At 35.7% G+C, this 25,080-nt stretch carries 19 protein-coding genes; 17 read left to right on the top strand and 2 right to left on the bottom strand.

Annotation, left to right across the window (positions count from 1 at the left end; genetic code table 11):
• Positions 1 to 11 precede the first annotated feature (11 nt).
• The 12 genes from A8143_RS08815 (at position 12) to A8143_RS08760 (ending at position 16,140) form a co-directional block, all read left to right on the top strand.
• Entirely contained in the window at positions 12 to 1,649 is a 1,638-nt protein-coding gene (locus tag A8143_RS08815) for an ABC transporter permease (protein WP_066758525.1), read from the top strand.
• Between the two features lie 106 nt (positions 1,650 to 1,755).
• Entirely contained in the window at positions 1,756 to 3,084 is a 1,329-nt protein-coding gene (locus A8143_RS08810; protein ID WP_066758524.1) for a dihydrolipoamide acetyltransferase family protein, read from the top strand.
• Positions 3,085 to 3,368: 284 nt separating this feature from the next.
• Positions 3,369 to 5,867, top strand: coding sequence for a PD40 domain-containing protein (locus A8143_RS08805; RefSeq protein ID WP_175437522.1), 2,499 nt, complete (start codon positions 3,369 to 3,371; stop codon positions 5,865 to 5,867).
• Positions 5,868 to 5,902: 35 nt separating this feature from the next.
• Positions 5,903 to 8,569 carry an OmpA family protein gene (locus A8143_RS08800; RefSeq protein WP_175437521.1) on the top strand — a complete coding sequence of 889 codons (2,667 nt, stop codon included), beginning with the start codon at positions 5,903 to 5,905 and terminating at the stop codon, positions 8,567 to 8,569.
• A 21-nt stretch (positions 8,570 to 8,590) separates the two neighbouring features.
• Positions 8,591 to 9,454: a 3'-5' exonuclease gene (locus A8143_RS08795; protein WP_066758519.1), complete on the top strand. Its 864-nt coding sequence runs from the start codon at positions 8,591 to 8,593 to the stop codon at positions 9,452 to 9,454.
• Entirely contained in the window at positions 9,454 to 10,062 is a 609-nt protein-coding gene (locus tag A8143_RS08790; RefSeq protein WP_066758518.1) for a fumarylacetoacetate hydrolase family protein, read from the top strand. Before A8143_RS08795 ends, A8143_RS08790 begins: the two co-directional genes overlap by 1 nt.
• A gap of 148 nt (positions 10,063 to 10,210) precedes the next feature.
• Positions 10,211 to 10,507, top strand: coding sequence for a hypothetical protein (locus tag A8143_RS08785; RefSeq protein ID WP_066758514.1), 297 nt, complete (start codon positions 10,211 to 10,213; stop codon positions 10,505 to 10,507).
• A gap of 123 nt (positions 10,508 to 10,630) precedes the next feature.
• Positions 10,631 to 11,269, top strand: a complete 639-nt coding sequence (locus tag A8143_RS08780) for a gluconate 2-dehydrogenase subunit 3 family protein (protein ID WP_066758511.1) — start codon at positions 10,631 to 10,633, stop codon at positions 11,267 to 11,269.
• Positions 11,266 to 12,945, top strand: coding sequence for a GMC family oxidoreductase (locus tag A8143_RS08775; protein WP_066758509.1), 1,680 nt, complete (start codon positions 11,266 to 11,268; stop codon positions 12,943 to 12,945). Before A8143_RS08780 ends, A8143_RS08775 begins: the two co-directional genes overlap by 4 nt.
• Positions 12,946 to 13,096: 151 nt before the next feature.
• Positions 13,097 to 13,426 carry a PadR family transcriptional regulator gene (locus A8143_RS08770; RefSeq protein WP_066758508.1) on the top strand — a complete coding sequence of 110 codons (330 nt, stop codon included), beginning with the start codon at positions 13,097 to 13,099 and terminating at the stop codon, positions 13,424 to 13,426.
• A 1-nt stretch (position 13,427) separates the two neighbouring features.
• Positions 13,428 to 14,969 (top strand): PspC domain-containing protein, encoded by a 1,542-nt coding sequence (locus tag A8143_RS08765; protein ID WP_066758507.1) that lies wholly within the window; start codon positions 13,428 to 13,430, stop codon positions 14,967 to 14,969.
• Positions 14,970 to 14,979: 10 nt separating this feature from the next.
• Complete coding sequence (locus tag A8143_RS08760) at positions 14,980 to 16,140, top strand: glycosyltransferase (RefSeq protein WP_066758505.1); 1,161 nt, start codon at positions 14,980 to 14,982, stop codon at positions 16,138 to 16,140.
• Here the strand turns inward: A8143_RS08760 and A8143_RS08755 are convergent.
• Both A8143_RS08755 and A8143_RS08750 read right to left on the bottom strand, forming a co-directional pair.
• Positions 16,133 to 16,957, bottom strand: coding sequence for a patatin-like phospholipase family protein (locus tag A8143_RS08755; protein WP_066758504.1), 825 nt, complete (start codon positions 16,955 to 16,957; stop codon positions 16,133 to 16,135). The two genes, A8143_RS08760 and A8143_RS08755, sit on opposite strands and share 8 nt — an antisense overlap.
• Positions 16,957 to 17,889, bottom strand: coding sequence for a M23 family metallopeptidase (locus tag A8143_RS08750; protein WP_066758502.1), 933 nt, complete (start codon positions 17,887 to 17,889; stop codon positions 16,957 to 16,959). Before A8143_RS08750 ends, A8143_RS08755 begins: the two co-directional genes overlap by 1 nt.
• 262 nt (positions 17,890 to 18,151) lie before the next feature.
• Here A8143_RS08750 and A8143_RS08745 point away from each other — a divergent pair, with 262 nt between their 5' ends.
• The 5 genes from A8143_RS08745 to A8143_RS08725 all read left to right on the top strand — a co-directional run bounded on the left by A8143_RS08745 (position 18,152) and on the right by A8143_RS08725 (position 25,013).
• Positions 18,152 to 19,885, top strand: coding sequence for a DEAD/DEAH box helicase (locus A8143_RS08745; protein ID WP_066758500.1), 1,734 nt, complete (start codon positions 18,152 to 18,154; stop codon positions 19,883 to 19,885).
• Positions 19,886 to 19,906: 21 nt separating this feature from the next.
• Positions 19,907 to 21,694: a translational GTPase TypA gene (typA, locus tag A8143_RS08740; protein ID WP_066758496.1), complete on the top strand. Its 1,788-nt coding sequence runs from the start codon at positions 19,907 to 19,909 to the stop codon at positions 21,692 to 21,694.
• Between the two features lie 94 nt (positions 21,695 to 21,788).
• Positions 21,789 to 23,222, top strand: a complete 1,434-nt coding sequence (locus A8143_RS08735) for a tetratricopeptide repeat protein (RefSeq protein ID WP_066758495.1) — start codon at positions 21,789 to 21,791, stop codon at positions 23,220 to 23,222.
• The gene (locus tag A8143_RS08730; protein ID WP_066758494.1) at positions 23,215 to 24,018 is read left to right on the top strand and encodes a phosphosulfolactate synthase; all 804 of its coding nucleotides are present in this window, start codon (positions 23,215 to 23,217) and stop codon (positions 24,016 to 24,018) included. Before A8143_RS08735 ends, A8143_RS08730 begins: the two co-directional genes overlap by 8 nt.
• Positions 24,018 to 25,013 (top strand): DUF368 domain-containing protein, encoded by a 996-nt coding sequence (locus A8143_RS08725; RefSeq protein ID WP_066758492.1) that lies wholly within the window; start codon positions 24,018 to 24,020, stop codon positions 25,011 to 25,013. The genes A8143_RS08730 and A8143_RS08725 overlap by 1 nt, the downstream gene beginning before the upstream one ends.
• Positions 25,014 to 25,080 lie beyond the last annotated feature (67 nt).

Here is a 25,080-nt window from a genome sequence, read left to right as displayed (position 1 = left end):
AAATAGTCATTTTGAAAACTGAATTTTTTATTGCCCGAAGAATCTTAAAAAGTGAAGACAAAAAAAGCAAGTTGTCTAAGCCAATCGTTTTAATTTCTTTAGCAAGTATTGTTTTGGGTGTTGCAATTATGCTCGTAACTGTTTCGGTTATTACCGGTTTTCAAGACGGTATTCGCAACAAAGTTATTGGCTTTGGATCACATATTCAAATCACCAAAGACGGTCTAAATAAATCAATGGAGTCGGCTCCAATTCTGATTAAACAGGATTTTATTCCAGAGATCAAGGCCTTATCGGAAGTAAAAACGGTACAAGCATTTGGGTATAAACCTGCAATACTTCAATCGTTTCGTGATTCTGTTTCCTTTGAGCTTGCTTCGGGAGATACCAATCGCTCGAGTACCGATATTAAAGGCGTATTATTTAAAGGAGTTGATGAAAATTACGATTGGGACTTTTTTAAAAACAAATTGATTGCTGGACGGCTAATCAGTTTTGAGAACGAAAATAACGAAATCCTGATTTCAGAAGACATCGCTCGACTTATGGGGTATCAAGTTAATGATCATTGCGATGCTTTTTTTATCCGCGATAATTCTGGTCCTAAAAAACAAAAATTCCAAATTGTTGGAATTTATAATTCTGGTTTTGAAGAATTTGACAAAAAATTAATCTTCACTCAAATCAACCATATCCAAACTTTAAATAATTGGGGCGTACAATCATTTATTACACTTGCTGATACCTGTATCAATAATCAATTTGTATTAAAAGGGATTACTACTGGAGGATCAAAAAATTATAAATACCATTGGGGAATGGGCTATTATGACTCGCCTTACTTTCTTATTCCTCCAGGCAAAGGTTCGGTTCAGTTAATCAGTTCTGATTTTGAGCAATTGTCCTTGGGAAGAGACCGAGAACCATTATCACTTCCCGATACTTCACATGCGCTTTTTAATTTGAGTGAAAATTGCCACTGTAATGATTCCACATTGGCACAAACCGAATTTATTTCAAGTAATTTAATAAGAACACCATTTGGAGATCTCACCATTGAAAACGGCAATGGTACACATCATTATTATTCTGGAGGATTTGAAGTTATTTTGAATAATTGGGATGATTTGGATAAAATGGATGACATCATTTATGAAGAAATTCCATACGACCTTAAAACAACACCAATTACCGAAATGCATAGAGATATTTTTGCATGGTTGGACTTATTGGATATGAATATTGCTATCATCATAGTTTTGATTCTTGTTGTCTCTTTAATCAATATGATCACCTCACTTTTAGTGTTAATTCTTGAAAAAACAAATATGATTGGCATTCTCAAAGCTGTAGGAGGATCCAATAAGAGCATACGCTACATTTTTATCTATCATGCACTGTTTTTACTAATACGTGGACTATTTTGGGGCAATGTACTTGGCTTAGGATTATTAGCAATACAACATTTTACAGGTTTTATTCAATTAGACGCTACGGTTTATTCGTTAGATACAGTTCCTGTGAGCTTTAACTTACTGCATATCTTATACATCAATTCTCTCACTGTTATAATTTGCTTTATAGTTTTAATTCTACCGAGTTATCTGGTCTCTAAAATAAACCCGATAAAAGCTATTCGGTTTGATTAAAAATAATTGTTGAATTTTGGCCATCTTGGTTGATTTCTATTACCAAAATTCAAGAAAAACAGAAAAATTCGATTAAATTTGTGCTCAAAATTTTTAATTCCGAACAATGGCTGAAATCGAAATCAGACTCCCCAAAATGGGAGAAAGTGTAACAGAAGCAACAATCACAAATTGGTTAAAGGAAGTTGGAGACACTGTTGAAATGGACGAACCACTCGTAGAGGTGGCAACAGACAAAGTTGACAATGAACTTCCATCAGAAGCAGAAGGTGTTCTGGTTAAAAAACTCTATGAAAAGGATGATGTAGTTCAGGTTGGTGACGTAATCGCAATTATCTCTACAGATGGAGATGCTAGTCCTGCCCCAGCTTCAAGCAACAATAAACCTGCGGAAGTAGAAGCTGTTCCAACAGCAAAAGCAACTGCAACTTCAACCGTTCAAAACGAAGGTGCCGAATTGACCAAGTCAGGACCATCTGGTAGGTTTTACTCACCTCTTGTGAGGAGTATTGCCAAAGAAGAAGGTATATCAATGGAACAATTGGAGACCATCCAAGGTTCGGGAGAGAACAACCGTGTAACCAAAAAAGATATTTTAAACTATATCGAAAATGGTGGAGGAGCAACTGCGCCTGCCCCTTCAAGTCAAGTAGCAAATACTCAAGCGGCAACAAAACCTGCAGCTACACCTCAAAAAACAGAAGCGCCAGTTATTCCAACAATGCCTGGTGATGAAATTATAGAAATGGATCGTATGAGAAAGCTAATTGCTGATCATATGGTGAAATCCGTTCAAACGTCTCCACATGTAACTTCTTATGTTGAAGCTGATGTAACTAACATCGTAATGTGGCGAAATAAAATCAAGAATGAGTTCCAGAAAAAAGAAGGTGAAAAAATTACCTTTACACCTATCTTTATGGAGGCAATTGTAAAAGCTATTAAAGATTTTCCAATGATCAATATCTCTGTTAATGGAGATCATATTATCAAAAGAAAAGACATTAATATTGGAATGGCAACAGCACTTCCTACAGGCAACTTAATCGTTCCTGTTATCAAACAAGCTGACAATTTAAACTTAACTGGATTAACCAAACAAGTCAATAGTCTGGCCAATAAAGCTAGAGAGAACAAATTAGCATCAGATGACATTCAAGGTGGAACCTACACTGTAACTAATGTTGGTACTTTTGGTAATGTAATGGGAACACCAATTATCAATCAACCACAAGTTGCAATTATGGCACTAGGAGCAATTCGTAAAGTTCCTGCTGTAATTGAAACACCACAAGGTGATGCCATTGCGATCAGACACAAGATGTTCCTTTCTCACTCATACGACCACAGAGTTGTAGACGGTGCTTTGGGAGGACAATTTGTTAGAAGAGTTGCCGACTATTTGGAGCAATTTGACATCAACAGAGAACTTTAACAAAACTTGACAAAATCGGGGGCAAATTCTTGCTCCCGATTTTATTTTCTGCACAACCACCACAAAAAACACTGCTCTCCTACTTTCACATAAGTAACTCAAGAGCACCTCATTAAATTATTAAACCCCATCGAAAACACAGGTCGATTCTTACTTTCTTCATGTTTGAATAGATCTTAAAATCAAGGTTATAAACAATCGTTCGTAAAAAAGTTTGCTATACCTAGTTTAAAACATCCCAGTATTCTCTTTTTCTTTGATGTTGATACAATATGTCGACGCTTGTGAAAAATTTAATTACATCCATCTTTATTCTTTCAGCAGGTATGAGTTTTGCTCAGCCAGCGAAAGAAAAGTTACGTGAACAGTTAAAAGAGGCTTCCTTTAGTCAAAAATTTGATGTTGCACAAAACCTAATGCTAGACAAAATCTACATTGATGCTTTGTATGTATGGGAAATTCTTTTGGAAGAAGATGAAAAAAACGCTAATCTCCATTACAAATCGGGATTATGTTATATTCTTTTAAATCGTGAGTCCGAAGCATTACCTTCATTCGAAAAAGCGCAATTTGCTGTAAATAAAAATTACAATCCGAACTCTCACCTAGAGCGAAATGCGCCTCCAGAAGTAATGTACTACTTGGCAAAGGCCAATCACATTAATGGTGAGACCGCTAAAGCACAAGAACAATACACTTATTTTATTGAGAACGCCAATGACAAACATGAAAAATATAATCTTGCGGAACTAGGATTAAAACAATGTGAAGTTGCAAATAAATTAATGGCTTCTCCTAAAAACTACACCATTAATAATATCGGGGATGTTATAAATACTTCTTTTCCTGAATATAGTCCTGTTATCTCGATTGACGGAAATGTTCTTTATTTCACATCTAAAAGATTACGTGCTGACAGTTCAAATTACGAATTAAAAAATACTGCAAATGGGCAGTATTTTGAAGACGTTTACATGAGTTACAGAAATGATAATGGATCTTGGAGCACTCCGGAATACCTTGGTTTTTGCCGACCGCGTAGAAATGATGCTTCAATATCAACTTCTTCTGATGGACAAACCGTTTTCGTTTACCAAGATGTTAACGGTGGAGATATTTATTATTCTGAAATGGCGGATACTACTTTCACGAGTATTACACCTTTTCCAGCTGCAGAACTTAATACCGAATATTTTGAGAGCCATGCCACAATAAGCGATGATCAAAACTACCTCTATTTTGCATCTGATAGACCAGGTGGATTTGGTGGTCTTGACATTTACAGATTGAAAGTTTTACCTAATGGAGAATGGAGTAAAGCTTATAACTTGGGACCAACCATTAATTCAGAATTCGATGAGGATTCACCGTTTTTAGGAGTTGATAATAAAACCATGTACTTTAGTTCTAATGGTCCATCTAGTATGGGAGGATATGACATTTTTGTTTCACAAGTTGATGATGAAGATGTTTGGAGCACACCAATTAATATGGGTTACCCACTAAATACTGTGGATGATGATATCTTTTATACTACAACTGCTGATGGTAGAACCGGATTTTACAGTTCTGAACGGTTAGATGGTCAAGGCGATAAGGACATTTATACAGTTTTTGGAGATAACGACTACATTCAAAATGTTGCTGTTCTTAAAGGCTTTATTAAAATGAATGATGGTTCAACTATTCCTTCAGGAATTGATATCATCGTTAAAGATAGAGCGAATGATGATGACGGAAAAGTATATCGTCCGAGAAAAAGAGATGGAGGATATGTGCTTACACTAGAGCCATGCCATTCTTATGACCTGTTCTATAAACTTGACGATAAGACATTTCATGAATCAGAGTTATTTGTACCATGCAATTCATCATACCAAGAATTGAACCACACCATAGAAATGGACTTAGTAAGCCTATCTGCTGAACGAATTTTTAACACCAATGGTGATCAGGTTACCAATAACTTAGACAATGGCCAACAAGTGGATGGAGAAACTAACAATTCTAACAATCAAAATGCTGGAAACGTTAAAAGTGGAATGGTTTGCAACATTGTTTATAAAGTTCAAATTGGTGCTTTAACGAAAGAACTTTCTCCTGACTTATATAATAAGTTTAAACCTGTGAGTACAGAAAAAACCGACCTTGGTTATACGCGTTATTTTGTTGGTGTTTATACAACATACAAGGCCGCAGAAGCCGCACGTAAAGAATTGTTAGCTACATTTCCTGATGCTTTTGTAGTCGCTTATTTAAATGCAGTTAAAATTTCAACCACAGTTGCTCGAAACGTAGAATCAGGTAAGGTAACATGCGATGAGAGTTTATATCCTGAAATCAAATTTGTGCCAGACACTCCAAAAAGTAATCATACTCAGAACAACGTTTCAGACGCTGTTTCTGCCACCGCGAGCTATGAACATTATTTTGGGTATAATAAAGATAAATTTGATTACACTGACACTGAATTTAGAAGTTTTGCAAATCGTGTTAAGGCATTAACCTTAACTGGTCAAACAGTTAATATATATGTTAGTTCAAGTGCATCAAGAGTACCGACTAGATCGTTCAAAAGTAATTTAGAATTATCAGCACATCGAATGAATAATGGTAAAGCGATGCTCAGCAAAATTTTAAAAGAACTAGATGTTGATATGAGTAAAGTTAACATCATTGAAAAAGAAGCGACCGTGAATGGACCTACGTATAAAAATGACGCAGTTTCAAATAAACTCACTTATCGTAAATACCAATTCATCAAATTTGATATCCAAAAATAATGAAAGCCAGCTCCCTTAAAATAGCGGTTATATTCATGGCATTCATCTTTGCAATGCCCACCCAATCGCATGCACAAGATTTAAGTAATCGAAAGATTAAAAAATTCGTTAAAAAAGGACGAAAAGCCTACCGTAAAGAAGAGTATTGGAAATCAAAATCGTATTACGAAAAGGTGACAAACGCTAATGCTGATAAAGCACAATATTGGTTTGAAGCTGGGCTTGCTTATTACGACTCTCAAGTAAAACGAGAAGACGCTATTACCTATTTTGAAAAAGCCTTAGAATTATCGGAAAAGGACACGATACCTGAATTGTTATATTATACAGCAAAAACACATCATTTTAGAGGTGAGTTTGAAAAAGCAATTGACTTTTATAATATTTTCTTAAGCAATATCACGAACAATAAAAAAGGTCAAATTACTCGACAAGATGTTATTCGAGAAATTGAAATTTGCAATAACGGGATAGACCTTAGAGACGTTCATTTATACTCGGTTGATGAAATTACGAACTTGGATCAAAACATCAATACAGAGTATATGGAATACGCACCCGTTTTATCTCAAGATGAAAATTTAATCCTTTTCTGTTCCCGTAGACCAGCAAATGGAGTTAAAAATCAAGATGGACAATACTACGAAGACATCTATTTTTCAACAGCAACAGGAAGAGATAGTTCATTTGTCCAAGCCAAACTTATTGATAAGTCATCGGGTTATGTTTCTGATGAGATAAGCAAAGGAAAAGCTCATGTTGCACCGGTTAGTATTTCTCCTGATGGTAAAGTTTTATACATCTACAAAGAAAATAGCATCTGGAAAAGTGAACGGAACGAAGAAGGACAATGGTCTATTCCAATTCGCATGAATCAAAATGTGAATATAGGTGAAGCGAACCCGAGTATTTTTATCACACCTGATGAAACTGAAATGTTTATTGTGTCACAAGGTGTGGATAGTGGATACGGTGATCGAGATCTCTATTATTCAAGTAAGGATGAAAATGGACGTTGGAAAAAACCCGTAAATATGGGACCAAAAATCAATACACCATATAAAGAGGATGCCCCTTATTTATCGAAAGATGGAAAATCACTCTACTTCGCTTCACAAGGACATAACTCAATGGGTGGATTTGATATTTTCAGATCTGAACGGAATAAGAATGGGGAATGGGGCGAAGCAAGAAATATTGGAACCCCTGTTAATTCAGCAGGAGACGATATCTATTATATTGAAAATGATGAAGGAACACTCGCTTATTATGCTTCGATGCGACCAGGTTCTTATGGACATTTAGATATCTATACTGCTAAATACGACTGTAAAAACATCCCTGCATCTGAAGTAAAGGGTTATGCAATATATGCTGAAAATCATTTTCCTGTGAGTGGATTAATCAAAGTAACTAATGTTGGTACAGGTGAGGAAATGGGGGCATTTAATATAGACCCAAAAACAGGTAAATACCAAATGATTCTTCCTCCTGATAACTCTTATCGTATGGAATTAATCGTGGTGCAACCGGGCTATACACAAGAACGACCGCATATCGAAGAATTTTATCTGCCAAAACAGTGCGAAGTTTATAACCTATTCCAACAAATTTCAATTTCACGAAATAGAAACGAAAATGGAGAATTAGTAAGTCAACAAGCTCAATTTAAGCACATATTTACTAATCCAGATTTGATGTTAAAGCAAGAGTTCGATATTGATTTTTCGTACAAAGAAAATAACACTGAAAATACTGGGGGAATATCAGGAAATTTAGCACATTCTGAAACGGAAAAAGCAGAAGATGTAGAAGTCCTTTTATTGAATGAAGAAGATCAAATTTTAAGAATTACAGAAACCAATGAGAAAGGTGATTTTACTTTTGAAAAATTAGATACTGCAAGTTCTTACAAAGTATTGGTAAATCAGGATGATGCTATAAAATCCTACAACGATTGGGATGAATCGCATCCATCAGAATTTTATTTAGAAGGTAAATTGACTGAATATACAGTAAAAGATCAAGTGGCAATGCCTGAAACGACCATTTATCTGGCGAAAGAAGATAAAATTCTAAATGACATGGCGGTTACGGATGAAAAAGGTAATTTCAAATTTACAAATCCCACGACTCCTTTGGCTGTAATGGAAGAAATTAATGATACCACAACCATCACTTATAATCTTGATCAATCAGATCCTGAAATTCTTTATTCAGCATTGCTAACCACAATAGATCCTGATGATGAAAATGAAACGTATACAGAGCGTGTGGACATTGTTGAATTAAAAAAATTAACTGAATCTGACCCTCAATTAAGCGAGTATGCTGACTTACTATTTGATTTCGATAAGTTCTTTCTTCGTGCGAAAAGTGAAAATATCCTAGAAACACTCTACTTATTCATGAAAGAAAATCAAACAGTACACGTTAAATTAGACGGGCATGCTGACTGGATTGGTACTGATGAATACAATGATAAACTATCAAAGAAAAGAGCTTTATCTGCTCATAAATATTTAGTTGACAAAGGTATTTCTCCTGACAGAATCCATAATGCTTGGTTTGGTGAATCAAAGCCTAAGGTTGCAAACGCAAATCCTGATGGAACGGACAATGAAGCAAATCGACAATTAAACAGAAGAGTAGAAATCAAGGTTGAAGTACCTGAAATGGCAGACTTATATTTATCTTTGTAGAAATACAGATAATTAATTCGCATGAAGCTTAACCTTACGAAACCTATTGCTTTTTTTGATTTAGAGACCACAGGTTTAAATTTTTCAAAAGACAAAATTTTAGAAATAGCAATTCTGAAAATTAATCCTGATCAAAGCGAAGAACGGTTTGAAGAACGTTATAATCCGACTATAGATATACCAATCGAATCGACCGAAATTCACGGAATAACTAATGCTGATGTCAAAGATTGTCCCACATTTAAAGAAAGAGCTGCAGCAGTTAAAGGGTTTATAGGGGATGCCGATTTAGCGGGATACAATTCCAATAGGTTTGATATTCCTTTTCTACTTGAGGAAATGCTTAATGCTGGCGAAGATCTCGATATGAATGGTCGTCGATACGTTGACGTTCAAACTATTTTTCACAAAATGGAACAACGAACATTGGAAGCGGCATTAAAATTTTATTGTGATCAGGACTTAACGGATGCGCACAGTGCAATGGCAGACACTCAAGCGACCTATGATGTCCTTAAAGCTCAAATAGAAAAGTACGATGAAGTTGAAAATGATGTGGATTTTTTATTCGACTTTACACAGGTGGGCAAAAACAGGAAAATAGATTTTGTCGGACGATTAGCTTTAAACGATGAAGGTGAAATAATTTACAATTTCGGCAAGCATAAAGACAAAACTATTGCAGAAGTTTATCGAAATGAACCTGGATATCATCGTTGGATAATCGACAACGATTTTCCTTTAATTACGAAGAAAATTCTCAAGGAAAATGTCGATATCCTTATTAAAAAAGATCGCGAAAATAGAGCAAAACTAAAAGCGAAAAAAGAACAACAAATGGCCAATAAATTGGACCAATTGAAAAATAAATTCGGAAAAGCCTAATGAAAATAATTTGTATTGGCAGGAATTACAGCGATCACGCAAAAGAAATGAATGCCGAAATTCCTTCAGAGCCCCTATTCTTTCTTAAACCCGATACGGCACTATTTAAGGAAAAAAATTTTTATTACCCTGATTTCACAAATGAGCTAAATTATGAAGTGGAATTAATTATAAAAATAGCAAAGGTAGGTAAACACATCGAGGTGAAACATGCCGCCAATTATTATAATGAAATTGGTTTAGGCATTGATTTCACAGCCAGAGATATTCAAAAAAAATGTAAAGAAAAAGGGTTGCCTTGGGAAAAAGCGAAAGCTTTTGATCACAGTGCTGTTGTCTCCAATTCCTTTATTCCCAAAGAAAAGTTGGACTTGAATGCCTTACCTTTTAGTTTAAATTTGAACGATCAAATCGTTCAGGAAGGGAACAGTAAAGATATGTTGTTTAGTTTTGACGAATTAATTGCACATGTCTCAAAGTACATGACATTAAAAACCGGTGATTTAATTTTTACCGGAACCCCCAAAGGTGTGGGAAAAGTGGTAATTGGAGATCGTTTACAAGGTAGAATTAACGGTCAAGAACTCTTTTCTATCAGCATAAAATAGACATTCATCGATAAAGTTGTGAAAAATTGAATCCTAACCTGCGGATAATCCGTATATATACTAGGATAATTAAAAAAAATATCTATTTTTGTTTCGTTGTGAAGCAATTCAAACATTTATCAATTGTTAATTAAAAAAAAATCAAATTATGAAAAAGACCTTTCTTAATTTAAGAAAAATGGGATTTGTTCTTGTAGCGGCTAGTGCAATGGTAGCATTTAGCTGTGGAGGAGAAGAGTCAGCTGAAGAAGCTGCAACTGAAGCTACTGAAGCTGTTGAAGAGGCTGCTGATGAAGCTACTGACGCTGTTGAAGAAGCGGCTGAAGAAGCACATGACGCTGCTGAAGAAGCTGTTGAAGATGCTACTGAGGCTGTTGAAGGAGCTGCTTGTGAAGAAGGAGCGTGCGAAGCTGGAGCATGTGAAGGTGGAGATCACGAACACTAGAAATAGTTAATCTCTAAAATATTAAACCGTCTTAACCTCGTTAAGACGGTTTTTTTATGCCCAAACACTCCATTTTACTTCGCTATTAATTTGCCTTTAACTAACTTTACCTAAAGTCTTGGCATGAATAAAAACAAGAAACAAACTAAACACAAAATACCGGATGCACTTCAGGATATAGAGGCATGGGAGTTAAATCGTAGGAAATTTCTAAAAGGTGCACTTTTAGCGGGAGCTATGACGCAAATCGGCTTCTTCATGTCTTGTACACCAGAACTAAAAAAGGGGAATGATATCCTATCTGCCGAACAAGCAACAATACTCGATGACATCTTATTAATCTTATTTCCGAATGATGGAAATGGACCTAGCGCCAACGACATAAATGCTTTTGGATACATCATGTGGGTACTGCATGATGAATTAAATCGACAACCGGAAGATAATGAATACATCATTGAAGGGTTAGACTGGATGAACGAACAATCAGAATCATTCTTTGAAAAAAAATTTGTCGAACTACAACCGAAAGAAAAAGAAGAGTTGGTTGCTGAAATTGTACAACTTAAATGGGGTAAAAATTGGACCTCCATGATGATTACATTACTTTATGAAGCCCTTTTACTTGATCCAATTTATGGAGGGAATACCAATGAAGTAGGTTGGAAATGGCTCAATCACGTTCCCGGATACCCTAGACCAACGGAAGAATTACGATATGAAAGAATCATGGAAAAACAAATGAAAATAAAACAAACATGAAATACGACATTTGTATTGTAGGTAGTGGTGCTGGTGCGGGACCAATTATATACGAATTATCTAAAGCTGGTTTCAAAGTTCTAGTCTTAGAAAAAGGGCCTTGGTTAAAAACGTCTGACTTTACAAAAGATGAAATGACTGCCACGCGAAGAGATGCCTATGTTCCTAACCTCAAAGACGAGCGACATGTCGTGGTACGAAAAAATGCTCAAGGCGAATGGAAAGCAAAAAATACTGCTGATGGTGGTGGCGATATGTGGAACGGAAGTTGTGTTGGTGGTTCTTCAAATTTTATGAGTGCATACTTCCACCGTTTAAAACCAAAAGATTTTCGTTTAAAAAGTGAATATGGCGCAATAGAAGGTGCCAATATTGTAGACTGGCCAATAACCTATGATGAACTTGAACCATACTATGCTAAAGTTGAAAAAGTGATTGGTGTTTCTGGTAAAGTTGTACCGCATAAACACCAAGAACCTCGTTCTACTCCCGACTACCCTCATCCCCCACTTACAACCAATATAGTTGCTGATTGGTTTGTTGAAGGAGGAAAAAAAGAAGGGTTTAACATAACCCCAGCTGCAAGGGGTATAATTTCTGAACCTCGTGAAAAAAGAGGTGCCTGTTATCATTCGAATTATTGCGGAAGTTTTGGGTGCTCATCTGATGCTAAAGCGAGTTCTAGAGCGGCTCTAATTAATGATGCCCTGGAAACAGGGAATTGTGAAATTCGACCAAATTCGAAAGTATTTAAACTGGAAACAAATGACCAAAAGGAAATAACTAACGTTTGGTATTACGATTTTGATGATCAAAAAGTAAGTGTTTCCGCTAAGCGATATGTGATTGCCGCCCAGGCTGTGGAAACTGCTCGTCTAATGTTAATGAGCACAGGTCCTGCATTCCCAAATGGTCTGGCAAATTCAAACGGTCTTGTTGGCAAAAACTTACTCTTTGCAGGTGGTGGAGCGGGATCTGGATATATTCGGTACGACAGTTTGAGTGATGTTGATCGAAAAAAACTCGATGTCCCGTTAACCTTTGTGAATCAAACTTTATTAGATTTTTATGAAATAGAAGATGATTCTTTTAATGGAAAAGCAAAGGGGGGAACAATTGATTTTTTAATTGAACATTCAAACCCTATGCCTAAAGCTATGCGATCAAAATATAAAGATGGAACACTTTTGTATGGCTCGGCTTTAAAAGAAAACTTAAAAGATTATTTTACGAATCAAAAACGCGTTAGATATGAAGTGTTTTGTGATTGGCTGCCTAATGACGACTGCTTCGTATCATTAGATAATGAGGTTAAAGATAAATGGGGAGATCCTGTTGGCCGTGTAAAAGTGGGATCCCATGACAGAAATGTAAAAGTGGGAAATTATCTAGCTGAACGCGCAGAAAAAGTTTTAAAAAATGTAGGAGCCATCGATATAAGACGAGGAATCTCTAGTCGACCACCAACCAATCTTATGGCAGGTGGATGCCGCTTTGGAGACGATCCGAACACTTCAGTATTAGACAAAAATTGTAGAGCTCATGAAGTCAAAAACCTTTATGTTACTGATGGTAGTTTTATGCCTACAGGAGGAAGTGTTCCTTATACTTTTACAATATATGCAAATTCTTTTCGAGTAGCTGAAAAAATAATTGAAGATTTAAGAAAGAAATAAAAAACGCATAAAAAACACATTACCAGACAGGTGAGGCAATTGCTTCACCTTTTTTTTTGTTTAAACAAAAAAATATATAGTACTTTGTATTGCATAGTACTGTATTATTTATATATATTTGCCAAAACTGAATTACTCCTAAAACACAAGGATGAAAATAGAAAACACTAAAGCACAAATGCGGAAAGGAATTCTTGAGTACTGTATACTCGAAATACTTTCTAAAAAAGAATCTTACCCGTCGGACATTATCAATGAACTGAAAAAGGCCGAGCTGATTGTTGTTGAAGGAACTCTATATCCATTGCTAACACGACTAAAAAACGCAGGAATTTTAAACTATAATTGGGTAGAATCGCAAAGTGGTCCTCCGAGAAAATATTACTCGTTAACCGATGAGGGCCAACAATTTTTAACCGAATTACACAACACATGGACTACTTTGCAAAAAGCCGTTCAAAAAATTTCAAAACCAAATTAAAATGAAAAAAACAATAACCGTAAATATCGCAGGATTTGCATTCACAATCGAAGAAACTGCGCACGACAAATTGGCCAAATATCTCTCAAAAATAAAGTCAAATTTTGCGGATGCAGCCGAGCGAGACGAGATAATGGAAGACATTGAATTTAGAATTGCAGAACTGTTCCATGAAAAATTATCCAATACTAGGGAAGTCATTATTGAATCTGATATTACAGAGATCATAGAAACATTAGGACACCCAGAAGATTTTGCCTCTGACGAAGACCAAAAACAACATATTGATGATACTACAACCTATATTAATAAGAGACTCTTTAGAGACCGAGATAACGGACAAATCGCCGGAGTTTGCGCTGGTTTTGGCCATTATTTCTCTGTTGACCCTTTGATATTTAGAGTTTTATTCATTTTATTCATGGTCCTATTCGGCACCGGAATTTTATTATACATCATCTTGATTTTAATCATCCCTGAAGCAAAAACTACATCCGAAAAATTAGAAATGAAAGGTCGTTCGATAAATGTTGACACGATTAAAGAACACCTTTCAGGTATTAAAAATGCTGTTTCAGAGTCCGCTAATAATTCAAAATTAAAACATCGGCTAAACGATGGAATTAACAAGGGGGTTGAAGTAGGAAAATCAATTTTTGAATCGGTTGGAAAAATTATCGGTATTGCGTTTATAATACTCGGAGTTTTTATCCTCACTTTTCTTCTTCTATTTTACTTTGGAAACATCGAAATCATTCCCTTCATCGGTCCCGACAGAATTGAGGATTTACCTACTCTAATTTCCCTCTTATATCCTGAAAATTCACCAAGTAAACTGATATTCTTCGCGATAATTATTGCTTCCATCATTCCTGTAATATATTTAATAATTGCAGGAATTAAATTAGCCGTCACAAATGCAAAAAACTTTAAACAAATCATTTGGTCACTCGCAATAATATGGACAATTACAATTTGTTTTTTAGCCGTAGTCAGTATTCAATTAGGAACAGATTTTAAAGTAGGTAAAACAATTGTCAGTGTTCATGAAATAAACGAAAATATTGAAACGCTTCATGTGGATGTGATAAATGATGACCAATTCTCCAATCACATTGACCCATACGATGATTGGTCAAACGCTGAACTTATAAAAGCCAATAAAAACGCTATTTATTTCGGATTTACCAGCTTAGAAATAGTGCCTGTAGACACTAACCAAACTTTACGATACAAACTTAAAAAAACAAGTCGTGGATCAACTGAACATGATGCAATTCAAAACATTGAGCATATCGATTATCCGGTAAAAGTAAGTGGAAATAAATTATTTTTACCTCCCTACTTTTCTTATCCCATTGAGGACAAAATAAGAGGGCAATACGTACGTTTAATTCTTTATGTTCCTCAAAATAAAAAAATTATTTTTGGGGATAATATCGATCGTGTATGGCGAAGATCAGTTTATGACGACTTCGACGAATCATACGAAACAACATATACGATTAAAACAGATGACAAAACGATTATTTTTGAGGATTAGAGGCTGATAAATGACAATAACTAAAAGACACATACTTGTTCTACCCCGATGGTATCCCAATAAAACGGACGAACAGCTGGGCATTTTTATTCAGCGCCAAATTCACCTCATGAATAATGATTTTAGATTTACGGTTGCGTATGCTCAAGGTATACCTAATCTAAACAGTAAATATGAACTGACTGAAAACAAAAGTAATTCCTTTGAAGAATATCGTGTGTATTTTAGGCAAAACACGGGCCTACTTAAGAAAGTAATTAATTTTTACAGGTATCGTAAAGCACTAAAAATGGCAATTCGAAGGTGCAATTCGAAAATTGATCTAATTCATACTCATGTACCCTATCGCACCACTCTATTTGCCTTAAAGCTAAAACGAAAACTTAAAATTCCTTTGGTCATTACTGAGCATTGGTCTGGTCATTTAAATGGCAAATTCCAGGCTAAAAACAAACTTGATAAAATCCTGTATAAAAAAGTCCTTGCACAAGCAAATAATATTAGCACTGTAAGCAAGACATTGCAAAAAGCATTCAAAAAAAATACGGGTTATCACTCGGTATGCATTCCTAATATCATTGAACGCCATACAAACTCCAGTACGATTAAAAAAGAGGGTATTAATATTTTGTCTGTTAGCGATTTTGTTGATGAAACAAAAAATATCTCGGATGTATTAAAAGCCTTTCGAAAAATAGTTGCTGTATTTCCCAAAGCTAAACTTACATTGGTTGGTGGAGGGCCTGATGAAGGAAAAATTCATATACTAGTTAAAGATCTTGAGTTCCCATCTGGCACTCTCAATCTAACAGGACGTCTCAATCACAAAGACGTTTTAAAAATAATGGCGACTAGCGATTTATACGTATGCAATTCCAGACACGAAACTTTTGGTATGACCGTGGCTGAAGCGCTTTATGCTGGTACACCGGTAGTCTGCACGAGATGTGGAGGACCGGAGGAATTTTTAAATGAATCAAATAGTATTCTTATTAATTCAGCGCCAGTAAACTCTTCAAACCAGGACCAATTATATAAAGCGATAAGTGAGTTAATTGTGAATATCGATACGTACAATTCAACCGAAATTCAACGGAATATTGAAAATAAATACGGTCAACAGGTAGTAAGGGAAAAATGGCTATCTTTTTACACTCACGCAATTATCTAAGTTCCGCTTCAATCGTTTTTAAAATGTTTTGAATTTGATTTTCCGACTGCTGAAGAAAGGACATTGTATCTTTTCTCAAATTGTAAATATTTTTTGCCGTCACATTCTGCATTGCATCTACTGATTTTGATAAAACAGGATTTAATCGATAATAGAAAATAGCTCCCGTCTCGTGCAAATTCAATAATTGATCATTAATCGTAATGTTGTATTTTTCAATCTCATCTTTGATATGCAAATCCCCTGTTCCAATACTTATAACGATAGGCTTTTTTCCTTCGCTTAATGCACTGTTTACAGCCAGTAACGAAGGGTTTTTCGCTTTAAAATATCCATCAACATAATCTACTCCATTAATTCGAACTGAAGGAAAAATTCCCGGATAGGCACAACTCGCGAGTATCGCATCGGATAACTGACATGAATTATACGCATTAAAAATAACTGGGTTTAAATTCAAGGCATTAGAAGCAACTAAATTTAGTTTCGGAAAATCTTTTACTTCAAACTGAGAAAAATTAGCTTGAATTAATTGCATTAAAGCACGTGCTGGGATACTCGACCCTTGGGGATTTATCGCCGATGCAGAACGAAATTCATATAAATCCAAAACGTTTTGAATTGCGATTGGATAGTTCACTTTCTCTTGAACATTAATAGCCGCAGAAATCAGGGCTCCGGTAGAAGTACCCCACCAATTTGGATCGTAAGCTTTAAGACTTACAATACTCTTTGATTCTATCTCTTGAAGAATTAAAAGCGGAATTATACCTCTAATTCCTCCTCCATCTATCGCTATTATCAATTCTGATTGCATTACCTTAATCGCAGTGTTTGTCCAATATGAATAACGTCAGTTTCCTTTAATCCGTTTAATCGACATAAAGTACTAACAGATGTCCCATATTTCCGAGCAATTGTCCAAAGGTTCTCTCCTGAACGAACGCGATGTGTTTTAGCATTCCGGTCAACACTCCTACTAGAACTGCTGTAGGATGAACTTGAATAAGGACTGAAAATTCCACTGTGAACTAATAGATTATCTTTGACATAATCGTTTTCAAAATCAAAAATCAATTCAGGATCAATAGGATTATCATAAAATCGAACTTCAAAATGTAGATGCGATCCTGTTGAACGTCCCGTATTACCTCCTAAACCAATAGGGTCACCTGCTTTAACATCTTGATTCGGCACAACTAATAGTTTTGAACAATGTGCATAATAAGTTTCTAACCCATTATAATGCCGTAAGACAATTAAATTTCCAAAACCGTGATCGTGATACTGCGAATAGCGGACTTTTCCATCAAATGCTGCGAAAATAGTATCTCCTGTCTCCAAATCAATATCTACTCCATTGTGTCTTCGACCTCTTCGATAACCATAACCTGAAGTTTTTCTCCCTTTAAAAGGAATTGCATAATTGCCATATAATGAATCTAAGACGCACATCCAAACAGTATCCTTTAATAAAGTAACATCATTTGTAGTGCAAGTTATAACGTCATCATGTGTCCAAAGTGATTTGTAACCGTAAGTAGAATCGTTACAAACTAATTCGTGCAAGCGCTCATTCATCACCCCAGAAAAATTTTCCTCGTGCATATACGCCCACGTTCGATTGGGATATATTAACATAGAACCTTGCTCGGTGATAATAGTATCAATAGGTGCAGGTTGCGGCGATTGGGAATACCCTCCTACTAAAACACTAATAAAGAGCAGGGTAAAAACAATTTTTTTCATCTTTTCATTTTCAGTCAACCGCAAAAATAATGATTTCTTAATAAATGACTCGAATCCCGCTTTCGCGGGACTTTCCTTTAGTATATTTTAACAGAATAATTAGCTCTTTTACGCATTTTTATGCTCGATCTAAATAAAAGCCCTACCTTTGCACAAAATTTTGCGAAAAAAGCAAATGCTTGATCAGGGTTCATTGTCGTTACTATTGAGAATTTAGTTCGAACCGAGATGAAGCAAAAGGTAAAAACTAAATTTAATTAACATGAAGTTCAGTGAACTAGGCTTGAAAGATTCTATTCTTTCGGCTATCACAAAAATGGGGTATGAATCTCCTACTCCAATCCAAGAAAAATCAATTCCTTATTTACTTGAAAATGATGGTGACCTAATTGGTCTTGCATCTACAGGTACAGGAAAAACAGCGTCATTTGGCTTGCCATTACTCAACCAAGTTGACACGCAATCCAAAAACACACAGGGTCTAGTTATATGTCCTACTAGAGAGTTATGCATTCAAATATCTAACGATTTAAAAGCGTACTCTGAAAACATCAAAGGTTTATCAATTGTACCTGTTTACGGTGGAACTGATATAGGTAGACAAATTAAACAAATCGAGCGAGGAGCTCAAATTGTAGTGGCTACACCAGGTCGATTAATCGACTTAATTAACCGTAAAAAAATTAAACTATGGGAAGTAGAAGCAGTTGTCTTAGATGAAGCTGATGAGATGCTTAACATGGGGTTCAAAGAGGACATCGACGCCATTTTAGATCAAACTCCTGATTTTAAAAATGTTTGGCTATTCTCTGCAACTATGCCTAAAGAAGTTGCGCGTATAGCAAAAAACTATATGGAAGACCCTTTCGAAATAACGGTTGGGGGTAAAAATGAAACAAATAAAAACATCGAGCATCATTATTATACTGTAAAGGAGAGAGATCGTTTTCAGGCACTAAAAAGTGTTATTGATTTTAATCCCAATATTTACGGTGTAATATTTTGTCGTACAAGAAGAGATACTGCGGCTGTTGCAGATAAATTAATGGCAGGCGGCTATAATGCTGAACCAATTCATGGAGATTTATCACAGGCACAACGTGATCGTGTGATGGACAAATTCAGAAGCAAGACCTTGCAACTTTTGGTTGCAACAGATGTGGCTGCAAGAGGAATTGATGTCAATGATATTACTCATGTTATCCATTATCAGCTCCCGGAAGATGTAGAAAACTACACGCACCGAAGCGGACGAACAGCTCGCGCAGGTAAAAAGGGAACGTCTATCGCTCTTATTAACACCAAAGAAGGACGTAAAATTAAAAGTATCGAGCGAATCATTAATACAAGTTTCGAACTTAAAAAGGTGCCTACCTCAGATCAAATTTGTGAAAAGCAACTTTTATCCTTGATTAAAGGAATTAAAAATGATGAGGCCGATACCAGCAGAATTGACACTTTCTTACCTGTTTTAATGGAAGAATTAGGTGAATATTCTAAAGAAGAAATAATCAAGCGATTTGTTGCAACTGAATTCAACAAATTTTTGGATTATTATGAAAACGCTCGAGACCTGAACGCTACTGCAAGAGATAACGGAAGAGATGATTTTGGTTCTAAAAAACGTGGTAGAGACAGTAGAAATGATCCAAATCAACAACGATTCTTTGTTGGCTTAGGTCGTAAAGATGGATTTAACCATGGAGCATTGTTAAGGTTGCTTTGCGACAATACAGGAATTAGTAAAGCAAATATTGGAAAAATCGATATTCTCGAAAAATTTTCTTTCTTTGATGCCGATAAAAATGAAACGGAAAGAATTCTGGAAAGCATGAAAGGTGTTGACTTTGAAGGAAACCGCATGAGTATCGAAAAAACAAAAGGCAGCAACGACAAAGGGGATGGAAAACGATCTAGTAGCAGAAGAAGCGGTGGTCGTTCAAGACGAAACGAAAGAAGTAAATCAAGTAATAGAAGAAGATCTTACAGAAATTAATATCATTATCAAGTCATAAAAATGGAAATTAGAAACATCGCAATTATCGCTCACGTTGACCACGGTAAAACAACTTTAGTAGACCGTATGATTGAGGCCGGTGGTGCCCCAATTAAAAGTGATGGCGAATTAATTATGGATAGTAATGACCTCGAAAGAGAAAGAGGGATTACAATTACTTCTAAAAACGTATCCGTATCTTATAAAGGTACGAAAATCAACATTATCGACACCCCTGGTCACTCCGATTTTGGAGGAGAGGTTGAACGTGTGTTGAATATGGCAGATGGTGTATGTTTATTAGTCGATGCCTTTGAAGGTCCAATGCCTCAAACGCGCTTCGTTTTACAAAAAGCACTAGAAATGGGACTAAAACCATTGCTTGTAGTAAACAAAGTTGATAAAGAAAATTGTACTCCTGATGAAGTTCATGAAAAGGTATTTGACCTTATGTTTGAATTGGATGCAAACGAAGAGCAATTAGAGTTTGAAACAATTTATGGTTCAGCAAAAAACGGTTGGATGAGTGACGATTGGAAAAAACCAACCGATAAAATTGAACCTCTATTGGATAGAATTTTAAACTATTTCCCACCTAAAGAATTTCCAGAAGGTACAACTCAAATGCTAATCACTTCACTGGATTATTCTTCGTTTGTAGGACGAATTGCAATTGGTAGATTAACTAGAGGAACGGTTGAACCAAATCAAAATGTAACATTAGGTAAAAGAGATGGTTCATTAATCAAATCTAAAATCAAAGAGGTTTTTGTTTTTGATGGGATAGAAAAAAGAAAAGTTGAAACAGTTCAAACTGGAGATATTGTAGCTGTTACAGGAATTGAAGGTTTTGAGATTGGAGATACGATTTGTGATTTTGAAAACCCAGAGCCTTTGAAATCCATTACTATTGACGAACCGACCATGAGTATGTTGTTCACAATAAATGATTCGCCTTTCTTTGGTAAAGAAGGTAAATTTGTGACATCTAGACATATCCATGATCGTTTAGAAAAAGAACTTGAAAAAAACTTGGCTCTAAAAGTCGAGCCTACTAATTCGGCCGATAAATGGAATGTTTACGGTCGTGGTGTAATGCACTTGTCTGTATTGTTGGAAACAATGCGAAGAGAAGGATATGAAGTGCAAGTTGGCCAACCTCGTGTTATAATTAAGGAAATCGATGGTGTAAAATGTGAACCAATCGAAGATTTAACAATTGACCTTCCTGAATCGTTCTCAGGTACCGCTATTGATGCCGTGACTAAACGAAAAGGGGAAATGTTGAGTATGGAACCAAAAGGGGAAAGAATGATCTGTAAATTCATCATTCCTTCACGTGGTTTAATCGGTTTGAGAACTTATTTATTAACACAAACTGCAGGAGAAGCGATTGTAACGCATAGGTTTATCGAATACCAACCGTATAAAGGTGAAATACCAGGACGTCAAAACGGTTCTTTAATTTCTATGGAAAAAGGAACGAGTATCCCTTATTCGTTATCAAACCTACAAGACCGTGGTAAGTTCTTTGTACATCCAAATGTCGATATTTATGAAGGACAAGTAATTGGGGAAAATTCTCGAGCGGGTGATTTAGTAATAAACGTTACAAAAACTAAGAAATTATCTAACATGAGGTCTTCTGGTGCCGATGATAAGGTTAAAATAGCTCCTCCAATTACTTTTTCATTGGAAGAGGCTTTAGAGTATATCCAAGAAGACGAATATGTAGAGCTTACACCTGAATCAATTCGAATTCGTAAAATTCTACTCACAGAAAACGAACGAAAAAGAGCGGGTAAATAATAATTTGTTCAAAACCTTGTTAATAACAATAAACAAGTGCGCCTAAAAAAGGCTTGGATAATTCTATTTTTGTTTAAAGCGAAAACTTTATTCTATGTTTGATGAAGAGGATAATGATGAAGGTGATGGAATGTTTGATGCCCAGTTCAACTCTGAACTGCAACGTTTTGAACGCATGCTCCAAGATCATGACGAATTTTATTTCGATGCAGAAATCTTGGAGCAAATAGTCGAACATTTTATTGTCAACAACCAATTAAAAAAAGGATTGAAAGCTGCCAATTTTGGTAACAAACAACATCCTACAAATACACTTTTTGATTTAAGGAAAGCACAAATTTTCTCAAGTACTGGTCAATTAAAAGAAAGTCTCTTAATTCTCCAAAACCTTGAGAAAAAAGAGCCCTATAACCCTGAAATATTTGTAACTAAAGCAAGTGTTTTTGGGCAATTAAGGGATCATCCAAAAGCAATTAAGTACTTTGAAAAGGCAATTGAAGTCGCTCAAGAATATAACCACTTGGAAGAACTTGAAGAGATTCGCTTCGACCTTGCAATGGAATATGAGAGCATTCATAATTTTCAAAAAGCAATTCAAGTGTTGGAAGAAATTTTATCCGAAAACACAGAAAATGAAGCTGCTATTTATGAGGTAGCCTATTGCTATGAGCGAATTGGGAATTTTGATAAATGCATTGAATACTACACGAAATACATCGATAACAACCCCTACTCATTCACAGCTTGGTATAATTTAGGGAATATTTACTTTCTTAAAAACAACATCGAAAAAGCAATTTGGGCTTATGATTATTCCATCATTATTAACGGTGATTTTGCCTCGGCTCATTTCAACCTTGGCAATATTTACATGCAGAATGAGGAGTACGAAAAAGCTTTAATCTCCTACCAAAAATGTGCCGAATTGGATGATAGTGACGCTTTAACGCTAAGCTATTTAGGCGAGGCATACGAGCGTCTAGAACGTTACGAAGAAGCATTAAGTACCTACTTGACTGCCCGTGAGTTAAATCCTGAGTTAGCCGAACCATGGCTGGGAACAGGTATCATATTAGAAGTTCAAGGTGAAGCTAGTCAGGCGATTAATTTTTTAAAACAAGCGGTACACCTGCAACCGGAAAATGCTAACTATCGACTTGTTTTAGCAGAAGCGCTTTATAAATCAGAACGATTGACTGAAGCTGAAACTGAGCTTGACCGTGCGTTACAGTTAGATCCAACGTATAGCGATGCAGTGCTATTACTTGCTAAAATAAAAATTGAATACAGTCTAGATGATGCGCTTGACTTTTTATTGAGTATTGAAAATTTCCATGAACACAGTAAGGACGTCCGAATGTTACTAATCGCCATATTTTGGCAATTAGGGCAAAAAACTGACGCATTACTTTTATTTAAGAAAGAGTATTTAATCGATAAAGGTTCAGCAAAAACACTATTTTTGTATTTACCGGAAGCTAAAAACATTCCAGATTTTTTAAAGATAATAGATATAGAAAATGAATAATAACTTTAAGTTATCACACATACCAGAAAGACCTGCAAAACCGAGAGAATCAGGTGTAACAATGATGATGGATAAGGGCCTTAGCCTTAGAGAAGTTGAAGATTTTATTGACGCAAATGGTGAGTTTACTGATATCGCAAAGTTCGGTTTCGGAACAGCATACGTCACAAAAAATTTAGAGGAGAAAATTAAACTGTATAAAAGCGCAGGAATTCGACCATACTTTGGAGGCACGTTATTTGAAATTTTTATAGCTCGAAACAAATTCAATGACTATCAAAAACTTCTTGATAAATACGATTTAGATTTATGTGAAGTATCTGACGGTTCAATTATCCTTCCACACGACCAAAAGTTAGAATACATCAATAAACTCTCTAAAGAACGAACGGTAATGTCTGAGGTTGGATCAAAAGATGCTGGCATTATCATCAGTCCAGCAAAATGGATCAAAATGATGAGCTCTGAGTTGGAGGCCGGTTCTTGGAAAGTTATTGCTGAAGGCCGTGAGAGCGGAACTGTTGGTGTTTTTCGTCCAAATGGAACGGCACACACATACTTAATTAATAAAATAATTGCCAAAATTGATCCTAATCGTATTTTATGGGAGGCACCTCAAAAAACGCAACAAGTTTGGTTTATTCGACTTTTTGGTCCAAATGTTAATTTGGGAAATATTGCTCCAAATGAAATCATTCCATTAGAATGCCTGAGACTAGGTTTAAGAGGTGATACCTTCTTCGAGTTCTTACCAGATGATATCGAAAAAACAATGAAACAAAAAGCAGAAAAATAATGAGTGATAAGAGCTCAAAATCAAAATTTGGTATCGCTCTACGTGGTGTCGCAATGGGTGCTGCAGATGTTATCCCTGGTGTTTCCGGAGGTACAATCGCATTCATAACAGGGATATACGAAGAACTACTAGAGACAATAAGTGGTATTAATTTTGGCCTAATTAAAACATGGAGAACCGAAGGGTTCAAAGCAATGTGGAAAAAAGGTAACTTTAATTTTTTGCTCGCTTTGTTTAGCGGTATTATTTTAAGTATCGCTCTTTTATCTGTATTAATCGAACATTTATTAAAAGACTACCCAATTCCTTTATGGTCTTTTTTCTTCGGATTAATCGTTGCTTCAATTTGGCTTGTCGGTAAGACCGTAAAAAGTTGGAATTATAAAAATATTATTGGTTTAATTGTAGGTTCTGTGATTGCTTATTACATTACTATTATGGCGCCAGTTGCCGATAGCCAGAATCTTTTTTATATCTTTATTTGTGGAGCAATTGCGGTATGCGCCATGATTTTACCAGGAATATCTGGTAGTTTTATTCTTTTATTACTAGGGGCATATACCGCTGTTCTTGGTGCAATTAGTGGATTGATTAAAGCACTTAAAGCTGGAGACATCACCACTATTCTGGAAAATGGTACCTTAATTGCAATTTTCGCTGCAGGTTGCCTGATTGGTTTAATCAGCTTTTCAAAACTTCTAAATTGGCTGTTCAAAAAGTCACATGACCTTACAATAGCAATTTTAACAGGTTTTCTTGTTGGTTCTTTGAATAAGATTTGGCCCTGGAAAGAAACCTTAACCTCTTTTACCAAACACGCAGGTGAACCGAACGAAGAGATAGTTCCCGTTTTACAAAAAAACATTAGTCCAATCCATTTCACTGAACTAACAGGAAATGAAAATTATCTCTTAATTGGTGTTCTCTTAGCCATTTGCGGCTTGTCATTCATCATTATTTTAGAAAGGTTTGGTAACAAAAACAAAGTGGTGTAAACATCATTTTATTTGTACAATTCATCAAAATTGAGAGGCAACCGTGATTATCATATGCCCGTCTTAA

This window comes from Crocinitomix algicola, from assembly GCF_001661595.2.
Classification (GTDB): Bacteria; Bacteroidota; Bacteroidia; order Flavobacteriales_D; family Crocinitomicaceae; genus Crocinitomix; species Crocinitomix algicola.
The sequence above is the reverse complement of the archived record's forward strand: the minus strand, read 5'-3'. Positions and strand labels throughout refer to the sequence as shown.

Excerpts from the sequence above, each read along its gene's own strand:
- A8143_RS08790 (WP_066758518.1), top strand. The coding sequence starts at position 9,454 with ATGAAAATAATTTGTATTGGCAGGAATTACAGCGATCACGCAAAAGAA.
- A8143_RS08785 (WP_066758514.1), top strand. The coding sequence starts at position 10,211 with ATGAAAAAGACCTTTCTTAATTTAAGAAAAATGGGATTTGTTCTTGTA.
- A8143_RS08770 (WP_066758508.1), top strand. The coding sequence starts at position 13,097 with ATGAAAATAGAAAACACTAAAGCACAAATGCGGAAAGGAATTCTTGAG.
- A8143_RS08730 (WP_066758494.1), top strand. The coding sequence starts at position 23,215 with ATGAATAATAACTTTAAGTTATCACACATACCAGAAAGACCTGCAAAA.
- A8143_RS08745 (WP_066758500.1), top strand. The coding sequence starts at position 18,152 with ATGAAGTTCAGTGAACTAGGCTTGAAAGATTCTATTCTTTCGGCTATC.
- A8143_RS08750 (WP_066758502.1), bottom strand. The coding sequence starts at position 17,889 with ATGAAAAAAATTGTTTTTACCCTGCTCTTTATTAGTGTTTTAGTAGGA.
- A8143_RS08755 (WP_066758504.1), bottom strand. The coding sequence starts at position 16,957 with ATGCAATCAGAATTGATAATAGCGATAGATGGAGGAGGAATTAGAGGT.
- A8143_RS08800 (WP_175437521.1), top strand. The coding sequence starts at position 5,903 with ATGGCATTCATCTTTGCAATGCCCACCCAATCGCATGCACAAGATTTA.
- A8143_RS08760 (WP_066758505.1), top strand. The coding sequence starts at position 14,980 with ATGACAATAACTAAAAGACACATACTTGTTCTACCCCGATGGTATCCC.
- A8143_RS08780 (WP_066758511.1), top strand. The coding sequence starts at position 10,631 with ATGAATAAAAACAAGAAACAAACTAAACACAAAATACCGGATGCACTT.
- A8143_RS08735 (WP_066758495.1), top strand. The coding sequence starts at position 21,789 with ATGTTTGATGAAGAGGATAATGATGAAGGTGATGGAATGTTTGATGCC.
- typA (WP_066758496.1), top strand. The coding sequence starts at position 19,907 with ATGGAAATTAGAAACATCGCAATTATCGCTCACGTTGACCACGGTAAA.
- A8143_RS08765 (WP_066758507.1), top strand. The coding sequence starts at position 13,428 with ATGAAAAAAACAATAACCGTAAATATCGCAGGATTTGCATTCACAATC.
- A8143_RS08775 (WP_066758509.1), top strand. The coding sequence starts at position 11,266 with ATGAAATACGACATTTGTATTGTAGGTAGTGGTGCTGGTGCGGGACCA.
- A8143_RS08810 (WP_066758524.1), top strand. The coding sequence starts at position 1,756 with ATGGCTGAAATCGAAATCAGACTCCCCAAAATGGGAGAAAGTGTAACA.
- A8143_RS08725 (WP_066758492.1), top strand. The coding sequence starts at position 24,018 with ATGAGTGATAAGAGCTCAAAATCAAAATTTGGTATCGCTCTACGTGGT.
- A8143_RS08795 (WP_066758519.1), top strand. The coding sequence starts at position 8,591 with ATGAAGCTTAACCTTACGAAACCTATTGCTTTTTTTGATTTAGAGACC.